The 13,218-nt window shown below is 46.8% G+C and carries 12 protein-coding genes and 1 pseudogene; 3 read left to right on the forward strand and 10 right to left on the reverse strand.

The genetic code is table 11. The features are described from left to right. The first annotated feature begins 96 nt into the window (after positions 1-96). Positions 97-993: a LysR family transcriptional regulator gene (locus CLOSYM_RS10875; protein WP_021642166.1), complete on the forward strand. Its 897-nt coding sequence runs from the start codon at positions 97-99 to the stop codon at positions 991-993. On the opposite strand, the gene CLOSYM_RS10880 is transcribed toward CLOSYM_RS10875, so the two are convergent. Beyond that, positions 990-3,398, reverse strand: coding sequence for an ATP-dependent DNA helicase (locus tag CLOSYM_RS10880; RefSeq protein ID WP_021642167.1), 2,409 nt, complete (start codon positions 3,396-3,398; stop codon positions 990-992). The two genes, CLOSYM_RS10875 and CLOSYM_RS10880, sit on opposite strands and share 4 nt — an antisense overlap. Positions 3,399-3,504: 106 nt before the next feature. Continuing rightward, positions 3,505-3,747, reverse strand: a complete 243-nt coding sequence (locus CLOSYM_RS10885) for an HPr family phosphocarrier protein (RefSeq protein WP_003510680.1) — start codon at positions 3,745-3,747, stop codon at positions 3,505-3,507. 509 nt (positions 3,748-4,256) lie between these two features. Between CLOSYM_RS10885 and CLOSYM_RS10890 the strand changes: the two genes are divergently transcribed. Beyond that, positions 4,257-6,110 carry a Spy0128 family protein gene (locus CLOSYM_RS10890; protein ID WP_021642169.1) on the forward strand — a complete coding sequence of 618 codons (1,854 nt, stop codon included), beginning with the start codon at positions 4,257-4,259 and terminating at the stop codon, positions 6,108-6,110. Between the two features lie 152 nt (positions 6,111-6,262). Here CLOSYM_RS10890 and CLOSYM_RS10895 read toward each other — a convergent pair whose 3' ends face one another. The 3 genes from CLOSYM_RS10895 to CLOSYM_RS10905 all read right to left on the reverse strand — a co-directional run bounded on the left by CLOSYM_RS10895 (position 6,263) and on the right by CLOSYM_RS10905 (position 9,982). Beyond that, the gene (locus tag CLOSYM_RS10895) at positions 6,263-6,646 is read right to left on the reverse strand and encodes a hypothetical protein (protein ID WP_003510683.1); all 384 of its coding nucleotides are present in this window, start codon (positions 6,644-6,646) and stop codon (positions 6,263-6,265) included. A gap of 81 nt (positions 6,647-6,727) precedes the next feature. Beyond that, positions 6,728-9,082 carry a sensor domain-containing diguanylate cyclase gene (locus CLOSYM_RS10900; RefSeq protein WP_021642170.1) on the reverse strand — a complete coding sequence of 785 codons (2,355 nt, stop codon included), beginning with the start codon at positions 9,080-9,082 and terminating at the stop codon, positions 6,728-6,730. A 693-nt stretch (positions 9,083-9,775) separates the two neighbouring features. After that, complete coding sequence (locus tag CLOSYM_RS10905) at positions 9,776-9,982, reverse strand: helix-turn-helix domain-containing protein (RefSeq protein ID WP_021642173.1); 207 nt, start codon at positions 9,980-9,982, stop codon at positions 9,776-9,778. Between the two features lie 153 nt (positions 9,983-10,135). Here CLOSYM_RS10905 and CLOSYM_RS10910 point away from each other — a divergent pair, with 153 nt between their 5' ends. After that, complete coding sequence (locus CLOSYM_RS10910) at positions 10,136-10,366, forward strand: hypothetical protein (RefSeq protein WP_044902365.1); 231 nt, start codon at positions 10,136-10,138, stop codon at positions 10,364-10,366. Positions 10,367-10,449: 83 nt separating this feature from the next. Here the strand turns inward: CLOSYM_RS10910 and CLOSYM_RS10915 are convergent, their stop codons facing one another. The 5 genes and pseudogenes from CLOSYM_RS10915 to CLOSYM_RS23025 form a co-directional block, all read right to left on the reverse strand. Further along, positions 10,450-11,256, reverse strand: a complete 807-nt coding sequence (locus CLOSYM_RS10915; RefSeq protein WP_021642175.1) for a peptidoglycan recognition protein family protein — start codon at positions 11,254-11,256, stop codon at positions 10,450-10,452. Positions 11,257-11,370: 114 nt separating this feature from the next. Continuing rightward, the gene (locus CLOSYM_RS10920) at positions 11,371-11,865 is read right to left on the reverse strand and encodes a phage holin family protein (RefSeq protein WP_021642176.1); all 495 of its coding nucleotides are present in this window, start codon (positions 11,863-11,865) and stop codon (positions 11,371-11,373) included. Between the two features lie 12 nt (positions 11,866-11,877). Then, the gene (locus tag CLOSYM_RS23650) at positions 11,878-11,991 is read right to left on the reverse strand and encodes a CD1375 family protein (RefSeq protein ID WP_252307418.1); all 114 of its coding nucleotides are present in this window, start codon (positions 11,989-11,991) and stop codon (positions 11,878-11,880) included. After that, positions 11,991-12,389 (reverse strand): hypothetical protein, encoded by a 399-nt coding sequence (locus CLOSYM_RS10925; RefSeq protein WP_021642177.1) that lies wholly within the window; start codon positions 12,387-12,389, stop codon positions 11,991-11,993. The genes CLOSYM_RS23650 and CLOSYM_RS10925 overlap by 1 nt, the downstream gene beginning before the upstream one ends. Before the next feature lie 68 nt (positions 12,390-12,457). Further along, positions 12,458-13,218, reverse strand: a pseudogene (locus tag CLOSYM_RS23025) (hypothetical protein); the annotation flags it as partial.

The raw sequence follows: 13,218 nt of genomic DNA on the forward strand, positions 1-13,218 counted from the left end.
CGTTCCGGACGCGTCCTCCAACCTCAGTTAAATCCCTATTTACTTCCTCCGGCTCATATGCTAAACTTGGAACAGAATTATAAGGGGGACTAATAAATGGACATAAATTATGAACTATACAAAGTTTTCTACCACGTAGCCTCAACCCTCAGCTTTTCGGAGGCATCAAAGCAGCTTTTTATCTCACAGTCGGCAGTCAGCCAGTCTATTAAGGTTCTGGAAAAAAAGCTGAATCAGACGCTTTTTATCCGAAGTACAAAGCGCGTCCAGCTGACACCGGAAGGCGAGATTCTGCTAAAGCACATAGAACCGGCCATGAACCTGATTAAAAAGGGGGAGAGCCAGCTTCTCGAGGCCAACACCTTAAACGGAGGCCAGCTTCGGATTGGCGCAAGCGATACGATATGCCGATATTTTCTCGTTCCCTTTTTAAACGAATTTCACAAGATGTATCCGAATATTCATATTAAAGTCACGAACCGCACTTCCATTGAGTGCGCCAGGCTGCTTGATAACGGACAGGTCGATTTTATCATCACCAATTATCCCAACTCAGGGCTGTCCAATACGCAGAATATACAGGTCATCCATGATTTTTCCGATGTATTTGTGGCAAATGAAACGTATTTTCCCCTGAAAGACAGAATGATCACACTGAAGGAATTGCAGTCCTATCCCATCCTGATGCTGGATCGCAAAAGCACTACCAGCGAATTTCTGCACAGCATGTTTCAGAAGCACCAGCTGGATCTGGTACCTGAGATTGAACTGAGCAGCAATGATCTGCTCATCGATTTGGCGAAAATCGGGCTGGGGATCGCGTTTGTTCCGGATTTCTGCATTCCGCAGCAGGAGGAAAATTTCTTCATTCTCAATTTGGAAGAAACGCTTCCCAAGCGCCAGCTGGTCGTCGTCCACAACGAAACCCTCCCAATCTCCCAGGCCGCCAGGCAGTTCATTGAGCTTCTTGAGGGAAACACGGACAGGGATTAGAGGCGGTTCCAGAAGTTTTCCAGTTCCTGCCGCACCGTCTTCAGGGTCACGCGGCGGCAGTCGTCCCACTCTCTCGGAAACAGCTCGCGGTAATCATTTCGTAAGAACCGGTCGTCCAGCAGCAGGATGATGCCCTTGTCACCGGCGGTGCGGATCACGCGTCCCGCCGCCTGCATGACTTTATTCATTCCGGGATATTGGTAGGCAAAGGCAAATCCTTCCTGCTCCTCCTCGTCAAAATATCCTTTCAGTATCTCCTGCTCCGTACAGACCATGGGGAGGCCCGTTCCGACAATAATAGCTCCTATCAGCCTTTCTTCTTTCAAATCAATCCCTTCGGAAAACAGTCCGCCCATTACGCAGCATGCGACAAGGGAATTCTCCCGTTCCTGTTCAAACTCTTTTAAAAAATCTTCCCTCTGCGCGTCCGTCATCCTGTTTTCCTGCACCAGCCAGTCAATCCCGGAATCCTGCAAATATAGCTTCTGCGCATCCGAACCATCCGCAAAATCCGGCCGCCCTATCCGGCCGTCGTATAACAGCTCCAAAACATGGTTCATGTATTGATAGGATGGAAAAAAAACAATATAATTTCCTTTTCTGGCCTCCGCGGCCTGACGGATATAATCCAGTATCTTCCGGTATTCCGTACGGTTTCTCCTGGTATAACGGCTTGTGACATCGGCAGCAGCCAATAGGAGGCGGTGCTCCTGTGAAAACGGTGAATTGACATATACCGTGTAATCTTCTTCATCATTGCTCAAAAGCTGCCTGTAATACCGTATCGGCAGCAGTGTCGCAGAAAAAAAGACCGAACTGTTCCCCTGGGCAAGGCATTCCCCAATATGCACAATCGGATTCACGCAGAGCAGCTTTATCTTAAAATCGCCGGACTCTGTCAATTCAGTGTAAATGCGGTAATGTTCGTCGACTCTTTCATAAATGTTCAGGAAATTGCGGACGGTAAAATAGAAATCCAGCAGCTCTTCCCGTCCCTCACTTCCCTTATATTCATCCATGTATTTTTCCAGCTCGGAAAACAGGGAGGTCAGAGCCGTCACCAGATGATCCGCATCGGCAAGGATCTGCCATCCCTCACACTGGCGTTTCATTTCCAGACAAATCTTGTTGACGCGTTCCAGCTGCCTTGTCAGGCGCGGTGATTTATCTTTTACAAGACGTTTTGCTGCCAGCACATCCTCTTTTATCAGAACCGCGCTGTACATCTCCCTCGCCCTCGGCACCAGATTATGGGCCTCATCTATCAGAAAAATATACTCCCCCTTCGCCCCATCCGCAAAATAGCGTTTCAACCGGACATCCGGATCAAACACATAATTATAGTCACAGATTATTCCATCCACAAAGCTGCTGATATCCAGGCAGTATTCAAAGGGACAGACCTTAAATTTCTCCGCATATTTAAGAATGACTTCCCTCGTAATCCCAAACTCCTTATGGACAATCTCATACACCGCATCATTTACCCTGTCAAAGTGGCCTTTGGCATACGGACAGGCATCGGGATTGCACTCCGGTTTTTCCAAAAAGCAGAGTTTATCTTTAGCTGTGATGGTAACGGAGCGGAAATAAAGCCCCTGCTCCCTCAGAAGCGCAAATGCCTCCTCCGCCACGCCTCTCGTAATTGTCTTAGCCGTCAGATAAAAAAGTTTATCTCCATGCCCCTCTCCGATTGCCTTCAGGCTGGGAAATACGGTGGATAGTGTCTTTCCGATTCCGGTCGGCGCCTGGATAAACAGCTTTCGCCGCCTCGCTTCAGTCCGGTATACACTGACCGCCAGCTCCCTCTGCCCTTCCCGGTAAGGGAACGGAAACTCCAAATCTTTCAGAGACTCATCCCGTCTCTGAACATTGTGGTAAAGATATCTGGCCCACTTCACATATTCATGGATCAGTCCCATAAACCATTCCTTCAATTCCTCCATGGTTTTGATGACCTGAAAACGTCTTACCTCCTCCGTATCCAGATTACAGTATGTCACCTGGATTGTGAGTTCTTCAAGCCCCTCGTTTAATCCGTAGAAATAACCATAGCACATGGCCTGGGCCAGATGCACCTCCACCGCCTCTTCCAGAACGCTGATATCCATGTAAACGCCCTTTATCTCATCGATTGTCGCCCGGTTTCCATCCCTGATAATTCCGTCGGCCCGGCCTTCCACCAGGATTTCGAAGCCGTCCTCCTCCACACTGCATTTCAGCGGCACCTCCGCCAGGTAGCCGGAACCCATCTTTTTCTGGATTTTGCGGTGCATACGGCCTCCCGCCAGCATTGCCTCCTTCTGATCCACAGCCGTCCTTCTATTATCTAAATCGCCGGAGCGCAGGACAAATTCCACCAGGTTGCGCACAGAAACCCGTATCTGTTTTCCTTTCATCTCCATCTGTCCTTCTCCTTCCGACTCTTATGATTCCCTTTTATATTTTATAATATAGCGAAAAGGGATCGCAGTCTCCTGCAATCCCTTTTCTCAATTGTATGCAAATTTTTTAAGCAGCTGTGACAGCCTTTGCCGCTGTCCTATCTAGAAATGCTTCAAATTCTTTATTTTCCCCGCTATATTCTACTGTCAATACTCTGGTCAAATCGAGGCTCATAACGCCTAATAGAGATTTGGCGTCAATCACGACGCGGTTGTAAAAAACATCTATATCGAATTCGCATTTCGTTGCAGCTGCTACAAAATCTTTTGCATCTTCTACAGTACCTAACATTATTCTTTTCTGCTTCATAATCAAAACTCCTTTAACTGGTGCAACTTATTGCTGATTCAAGTATTACTTATAGCACCTTATGCAAAATTTGTCAAATTTTCTTTCTAAAATCCGGAAATCGGCTCTTGTAAATTATTGACAATTTTACATTCTCTATTCAGAAATTTATGATCGTTTTTACCAGCACATCTACTTTCGCAGCTTTCGTTTATTAGAACTGTTGTAAAGATTATTTTTGATAAGGTGTGCAGTTCGCCTAAATTTATAAGATTACATAAAATTTCCAGCTAAACATACGTTCTCATTATAGTATATAACCTTGTTCCGTGCAATCTTTTCTTCGATATTTCCTTTTCTTTCCTGTGAGGACGCCGCCGGGACGGCCAGCGGGGGAATATGAGGCTTCCGTCCCAATGACCGTTTATCTCCTTATCTCTGATGATGAACAAGCACTCCGCCGCCTACATACTATTTAGAGAGGAAGTAAATAGTATGATCCTCCCTGATAAAATAAAAGAGGTGATCTTATGGCATATGACCAGATAAATCCCAACGGCAGAGACAAGATTCCACGCTCCGCAAGAAGCACGGAACCTGCATGGGTAACGACCGTGGCTCTTCCTCCCGAAGCGGCGCCGTTTGACCTGCAGGCCGCAATTAACGCAGCCGGCGACGGAGAACCGACGGTCATCGAACTGAACAGTGATATCATACTCAATGGATACGATATTAAAATACCACAGGATAAAATTATAAAGCTTACAAGCGCCGGAGCAGAAATCACCCATTCAATTGATGCCAACCGGCTTTTTCGGGTACTCAGCGTTTCGTCCCAAGCGGCGCTCTATTTGGAAAACATCATCATCACCGGAGGCGTTGGAACCGACAGCGGGGCCGGTGTATCGGTTTTTGGCGGCACGCTTGTCATGAACAACAATGCCGCCATAACCGGCAATCAGGCTTCCGGAGCCGGCGCCGGAGTACTCATCCGGAACGGCGGTACATTCTGCATGAACGGCGGTGAAATCACCAATAACACGGCAGGGACTGAAGGCGGCGGTGTCAATAATGGAACGGGCGGTATCTTTCTGATGGCCGGCGGCATCATATCCGGAAATTCATGTCCGCTTATCGGCGCATCCAGAGGCGGCGGTGTGTTTAATTCCGGTATTTTTACTATGGAAGGCGGTGAAATTTTCGGTAACTATGCCATCATTTCCGGCGGCGGTGTATTCAATGCCGCGTATTTCACCATGGAAGGGGGTAAGCTCTGCGGCAACTCTTCCGGAGGGAACGGCGGTGGCATTTATAATGCCGGCAGTGAAAGAAGCTTATTTATAGCGGGCGGAGAAATTTCCGGCAATTTTGCAGCGGGCAGCGGGGGCGGCATTTATATGCATCCCGTGGAGGGCACCGCTCCCCTGATAACCGTCACAGGCAAAAGCCTGATAGCGGACAACATGGCCGGTCATGACGGCGGCGGCATCTGGATCTCCTTCGGGCAGCCCTGCAGGCTGGAGATTGGGCCGGACACGGTCTTTTCCGGAAACAAGGCTTCCCGGGCGTTTAACCGCAGCCCAGCCGACGACGGTGCCTGCAGTGATCATATTGCTGCCGTCCGCTGGACATCTCCGTTTCCGCAGGGATACAATAACTATGATATCAGTTATACCAACGGCACTCCCTTCCTCTTCCCGGCAAAGGTTACCATACAGGCCGATCAAAAATCGGTAAGCCAGGCTCTCCCCGCCGGACGGTTTGCATTCGGACTGTTTAACGGGAACGGAAGCCGGATTGCCTCTGCTGTCAGCGATGCTGCCGGAATGATTATATTTCCCTCCATCACAATCACACAGACCGGAATTTTCAATTATTCGATACGTGAGCTGACGCAAAACGGCACCTGGAGCAATGATACCGGATATCCTGTAACAATTACGGTCACTGAAAATGGAAAAGGACAGCTGACGGCAAATGTCTGCTATCCTGACAGAGCGCCGGTTCTTACCGGTACATTCAGGCATTCCGTTCCAAAGCCTGTAACTGTCAGGTTCCATGCAAGAAAGAATGTCTGCGGAGCCTGCCAGTACGCCGGCCGGTTCACCTTTGGCCTTTTCGATATCAAAGGGAAGCGTGTTTCCACTGCGGTCAATGACGCATGCGGGAATATTGCCTTTCCATCCATCATGTATACCAAAGCAGGTATTTATTACTACACCATCCGCGAGCTGACACAGAAAAACGACTGGACGGCAGACAGCACCGTTCACCCGGTAACCGTTAAGGTATGCTCCGGCCAGGGCCGGCTGACTGCCGATGTTCAGTACCCGGGCGGCCTGCCCTGCTTCTATAAGCTGCTGCCGCATGCCCTGCCGTTTTAACGGCTGGTAATGTACGGCAGGAATCTGAACCCGTTATATTCCTTTGAACATTAAAACAGGGAGCCCAAGCGGTAAAACTGATCGGCTCCCTGTCTTTCTTCTCCACGATATTCTCTAATTTTCTTTATTTTTACTCTGCTTGCTCCGGTTCTCTATTTCACTCTTACAATATGCTGGCAGTAAATATAAAGATTTTTTATTTTTACTGCCTCCTGACCGTCATCTCCAAGCACGATCGGCTGGGTTCCTGACGGAGTAAAATAAAGTTTAAATGCAATTGCATCCTGGCCGATATTAAGCCTCTCCTCCGGCTCATACGGAAACTCCCGGCATGAAAGTCCCAGATATGAATACATTACCCGCTCCAGCTCAGGGTTTCTGAAAACCTGAACCACATCCTCCTCGGCCTCGCCTTTCATCTCAATGATTGCTTTGGCCTCATCAAATTTCAAATTTGTGAAGCGGTATTCGCCGTTTCCCAGAATATAGGCTAAAGTACCATTATCAAGCAATAATAAAGGATCTGATTTCCCCATAATTTCTTCCTCCTCCACCATATGTACTGCAAACTGTATTTATTTATAATATAAAGAATGCATGATAAAGTCAACTCACTGTCAAGAACGTAACAATATCTCCATCGTCTGTTCCAGCCTCTGGCGGCTCAGGAACACCCCGACCACGCCTGAGACCATACTCAAAACGTTAATCTCTTCCAACGTCCAGACACGTTTTTCCCCGCACTGGTCAAAGCCGATCAATCCTCTTCTTTTTTTCTTTTCCACTAACAGGCACTGGAGCATGGATACGATATCCTGTGACGCCAGAACGTCTTTTGTTCTTCCGCTCAGATTTCCGATATCACGGCAATAAAATATTCCATTTTCATCAAACAGCTGATCATACCGGTTCCCGTCCGTGTATTCAACATCCTGAAGAAAATCCTTCTGAGGCTTTACGCCGTCATTACACCATTCAAATGTGTTGGAGCAGAGCCTGCCATCCTCTGAATCCTCAAAAATATAAACCCGGCTCACGCCAAACTGGCGGCCGATTATCTCCAGCACCTGGGTAATGGCATTCGGTATGTCTTCCTCCTTTTGCAGTACCCCGAACACATACTCCGACAGAGTCTGGTTCCTGTATCTTTCCTGCATTCTTATTTCAGGAGCCTGCTGTACATAGCTTCGTCCGGCATTGAATTCTGATTCCAGTATGGAATGATAAAAAACACACTGGTTTTTCCCCTTTTCTTTCGCCTTGTAAAGAGCCAGATCCGCATTTTTGTATAATTTTTTATAATCATTACCATCCAGAGGGGCAAACGCCACTCCGGCGCTGCAAGACAGCATATAACCGTCCCGTTCCAGGAACTCCTCCATTTTCTCTTTTATCTGTTCAAACTTATCGGCTATCACGTCCTGGGAGCGGGCCCCCGGCATTATGATAACAAATTCATCGCCGCCAATCCGGCCTACAATGTCCCCGGCACGGAAGGTCCGCTTAAGCAGTACGGCAATATCCGAAAGCAGCACGTCTCCGCTCAGATGACCGTAAACATCATTAATGTATTTGAAATTATCCAAATCAATAATCATGAATGCACAGGGCGAATCCTGCATTGCTTTTTCAATGAACTTGCCTCCCAGCTCCTCTGCTGCCGCCTTGTTGTACAGACCGGTCAGAGCATCATAGAGCGCCTTTTGAACCAGCATATCGACATTTCGTTTTTCCTTATCGATATCCGATATTACTCCGATCGCCCTCTTCCTGCCGGACTTTCTTGTATCCTGCAAAGCTATTCTGACTCTGCACCAAAGATAATGCCCGTCATTCCCGGCGATTCTTATCTCCATCTCTTTTACCGGAACATCCATCTTCATATCCCGGGCCGCATTCATCAGCAGATGTATATCATCAGGGTGTACATGGCTGAAGGGGGCCATGGTGCTGACATTCTCCGTCATGGGAGAATAACCGAAGGTTTTCACCCAGTTGTCCGAAAAGAATATCCGGTCATCAGACAGATCCCACTCAAAAATAATATCATTGGTCTGCTCCATTATAATCCGGTGCTTTTCCAGACTCAGGTGCAATTCCTCAAGAATCTTCCGGTTCTCTGTGTTATCTGTCAAAATACAGTAGAATACTTTCTTTCCATCCCGCTCCACCAGCTGTCCGTGATCCAGCACCGTTACCAGCCTTCCGTCCCGGCATCTGACTCTGTACTCTATCTTCTTAGTCTTTCCCTGTGCCATCTGAATCTGTACAGAATTCCAGGTGCTTTCCAGATCTTCCGGGTAAATCAGGCGCCGGAACTGATTATGGAATTCCTGTTCCATCTCTTCCCTGCTATATCCGAACATATTTAAAAAGCCCTGGCTGTACTGGAGCAGATTCAGTTCTTCATTATATTCACAGCATATGACTCCGCCCGGTACATTCTCCATCAATGCATTTAAATTCTCATTCTTCTCTTTCAGCAGTTTTTCCTGCTCTTCCAGCCGGCGAAAAAGCGCCCTGGCATGCTGCTGATCCATTGTCCTGGGGAAATTTTCATCCTCGAGCTGATTCCGGCTTCCTTCCGACATATGAACCTGCAGAACCCTCAGCTCACCGTTTTGTTCCCTTACCACCGCAGTGACCCGAATCTTCAGCTTATCAAAAAACGCCTCTTTACCGGACTCCTGAATCACCAGTTTTTCTGATACCGCAGCAGTACGGGGATCCAATATTTTAATATCATACTCTTCTTCCAATATATCAAAAGCACTTGGATACAATTGATATTCCTGTTCAAAAAATCTTTTTGCACCGGAAATGCCACGGCCGCTTTCTTGCTGTCCCGTTCCTATCCATTCCACATTTTCATCCATGCCGGATAATACTTTCTGTATATCGCGCTCTACCAGATATGCTCTTTGAAGCCGGCAGACAAATTCTTTTACTCTGTTTTCAAACAATATGTCCATGCCCCCTTTTCCCCCATAACATTTCTTAAATTAAGCATACTGGAAAACATGGATCATGTCAAGAAAGCATCATTGTACCTTTGCTGCATTTTGAACGAAAATCCCGAGTTTCACGGTGCGTAACGGCGCTTTTTGGCGGGATGTGATTGACTTTGATTCACGGCGGTTTTGAAAAAAACAATCAAAGCCGCCATTTCTAAATTAATCGGCTATTTAGTATCTGAGTCTAATTCTCCTCTTTTCAAAAAAGAAATCGAAGTGGTAATTAAAATCTGCTTCACCGCTCTCGAAGCAGGCAGGAACGTTTGTTCTGCACAAGTGCAAAAAAAATAATTTATAAAACTTATTATATCTAATAGGCTTTATAAATTATTTTTATCACACTTAGAAACTTCTCTTTTGCTCTCCTTGAAAACCTTGACTTCACAAGATTATTCAGCAGGGGAAGAGGGATTCGAACCCCCATTAACGGTTTTGGAGTTATCAATTAAGTAACGGTTTATTTGCGGTTGTTTTTGTTCTTGTTAGGTTTGATATTGATTTTACTATATTTTCGTGATGTCTCATGATGTCAATTAAAATGCGGTTTTATAAGTTTTGGTAAGCTCTGTCCGTATTTTGTCCGTTTTTAAATTATGCTCCTTTTGCTTCCTTATATAAAGGACTAAATAATATTGGACATCCGGATCACTCCTAATCGCCTGCATCGTCTATAAATTCAACTATATCTTTTATCTCACATTTCAAAATTCTGCAAAGCTTTTCAGCCGTTAACATGGTAATATTGGCATTGTTTTTCAAGTTATGGATTGTCTTCTTATCAATCCCTTTCTTGATAAGCTGATATGTCGTAATATCCTTTTTCTGCATCGTTTCCCATAACGGCCTATAACTAATCATCTTTACACCCCTCTTGCATTAACTATACTTTGCAACCTGGGGCTTGAATATACTGATTATATTCAGTATAATAAGCCATATTATTTCCATTATTTACCAGCACTATCACTGTACCAAAGTAGTATGATAAAGTTAAAGGGGAGGGGGATTGACATGAAAAAATGGAACCGATTTAAGCTTGATATCCTATACTACTTATCTGCTATCGACCTTGCGTTAACTGGATTTGCATTTACTGTCAGGTATGTTGTAAAGCATCGAAGGATACCTAAAAAAGCACAAAAATATAGCAGGGAGGAAATACGCGAAGAACTGAAAAAGATTGCTAAAGAACAAAAAGAAAAAGAGGCCCCGGTTGAGGGTCCGGGGCCTAGTGAAGAGTAGGATATGGCAAGCCCCTCTTCTATACTAGATAAACGATCGAGGGGCTTGATTGTGACAAAATATTACAAATTTTGCATATTAAATTAATCTACACACCATATCTCCAGACCGCCAAACCCTCCGGCCCGCTCGTGCCAGCATGCCCCTTCCAGAGGCCCTCCCGCCGTGCCATCCAGGTAGTACCAGTCTCCCGGATCCTCCGGCCCGATGACGCTGCTGCCGTTCCAGCGCTGCCAGCCGGTCAGCATGTATCCGTCCTTACCGAAAAGGTACCAGTGATGATTGATAAGCTGCCACTCATTCGTGGCATATCGGCCGTCAGACTTACGGTAACGGTATTTTCCCTGGGTATCGTGTTCCCAGTCTCCAACTGCCTTCTCAGGCCCAGACAACGCCGCCTTAAATGCATCCCAGGTATGTTTCGTGTGATTATAAACATATGGGTTGGGGCATATCTTACCTGTCACGTCGTAATGCCGGATGATATGGTCTGCCGGCACGTTGTACTTGTCCATCAGATCTCTGGTCAGCTCCACTGCTGCCTCCACTGTCGCGTCCTCAAAGTACCAGTCACGGCTGGTGTCTGCCTGGCTGCCCTTATTGCGCACGCACAACTCTATTCCGATGCTGTTGGCGTTGCGGCACTCCGGATGCTTGTAGGACTTCGCGCCGCAGTGCCAGGCAATGTTCTTATCCTCTACCGACTGCCATATCTCTCCCTCAAAGCCCACAAAGTAGTGGGCGCTGGCCCCGATGTATTTGCTTGCATAATACTCACAATTGGCTTTTGCTCCGCCTGTAGCTCCTACATAATGGATCACGATATACTTGATACGGCTTAACTGACCAGGATTGTAATTATATGGTGTAAGTAATTTATGTATCTGCATAACTTCCTCCAATCAAAAAAGGCCCAGGATGTCCCAGGCCATATGTATAGTTGTTGCGATGTCGCAACTCCGGTATAACCCCACCGGCCGGAAGATGGTCGGATCACCGCCTCTCTACTGATTACTGTCACCCTGTCCATAATCGTTGCTGTCAATCTTGTCCTTTAAGACCGCGATATATTTAAGCAGCCAATCCGGCACAGCAGCGCCCATTCTGCCAGCGTTTTCAACGATAGACAGTAATTCGTTCAGCAAGTACCAAACGGCCACCAGAAGGCCGAAAAACGCGCTTGTCGGCATTACAATTCCAAGGCTTCCAGATACCCTAGCTATTACATAATCAACTACCATCGCCACAGCGATCACGCACAGATAACCAACTTTTTTGATGATACCTTTAGCCCCTTTTTTACTGCTCCATCCATATCTTTTGTCATCCGGATGGTCAATAGCTTCTGTTTTGCTGGCAAGCATGCCCGTGATATAGTCTAAGACCATCATCCCCATTAAAACGCATAATACGGGGTACAGGATTCCCAGCTTGTCACTTAAAAAAGCGCCAGCCGCCGCCAAGGCTCCCTGAATTGCAATTACGTATTCCTTTTTCATTGTCTGTCTCCTTTACTCCGTCGGATTCTCTTTCAGCCATTTTTCAACCTGTGGCCGCCACCACGTCTGTACCTCTTCCAGCGTCATTTCTCCTGCTCTTATTTTTAACCCGTAAAATCTTCCCATTATGACATCCCTCCTGCTTGTTCCGCCAGACTTCCTGCAAGTTTGGCTACATCATTGATGGCCCCGTCCTGTACCTGCTGCCCCTCTTCAACTACTGCCACGCGCTCTGTAAGCCGTTCCACATCCGTTTTAGGACGCAGGCTATAAGTTGTCAGTACTGTTCCATCAACGGCCACCACGGACGTTTCAGACACCAGCACCAGGTCGGTATAGGTTCCGACCGTCAGCCCGGCGCCGTTTTTAATCTGCACAGCAGCCAGGTTGTCCGGAGTAAGCAGCTCCCAAGTGGCAAGCATCGCCGCACGGTCAGCGGACAGCACCTGTAATGCTCCCAGGCTGGCTCCGGCCTCAAGTTCAATTTCATGTCCATTTTTTAAAATTAGTTTGTCTTTATTCATTTTCCCTATCTTCCTTTCTTTTTTGTTAAGTTACTCAATTAAATTGTTATTTCGATTCCGGGTGGCAGTTATTTTTTTGGGATGTTAATATAATATACCCTTACGGTATGGGCGACCGTTGAAGTGATAATTAGTCTATCGTTAATCAATATATGCCCGATAATATAATTATTGTTGGACAAAGATGCCATACCAGTTACGATATTGTCATATGCACTTAATGCGGTTGTCTCTGTTTTTCCTTCCTGGCAGGTAACGTCCAGGAATTTAATTTTCAGATCGCCATTTAATTGAGTATATTTGTTCATTAAATCTGTCAATCTCTGGTCAATTATTGGTCCCAGCGCACCGCTCAATACAGTCCCTACTTCCGTTGCAAGCAGATTGTTTACTATATTACTTTTAGCAATAAGCTCATTTATTACTTTATTGGCCACCGCATCAATCAAAGCCTGTGTGGTGCTTTCCCCCAGGGCGTCAATCACAAGTCCATAGGTATCTGTCACCTTGACGCTGGCGGCTGTACCGTCGAATCCGCCGAACCCCTCCGCTATCTGCCTGGCCTCGGCAGCACTGGCGGCCGCATTTGTTTCTGATTGTTCGGCAGCGGTCTTGGAGCTGGCAGCCGCTGCCTGGGAACCGGCTGCCTGAGTGGCTGAGGTTGCCGCTGCTGCTGCTTTTTCTGTCGCCGTGACAATTGCTGCCTGGATGCTATCAACGGCAGCTTGTGCATTGTGGGCTGCACTGGCCGAGTCTTCAGCCGCCTGGTTCACGTTCTGCACCGTATCATTTACGGTCCCCTGTATTTTTTCAAAGGCTGCCACGTTGG

The organism is [Clostridium] symbiosum ATCC 14940 (assembly GCF_000466485.1).
GTDB lineage: Bacteria > Bacillota > Clostridia > Lachnospirales > Lachnospiraceae > Otoolea > Otoolea symbiosa.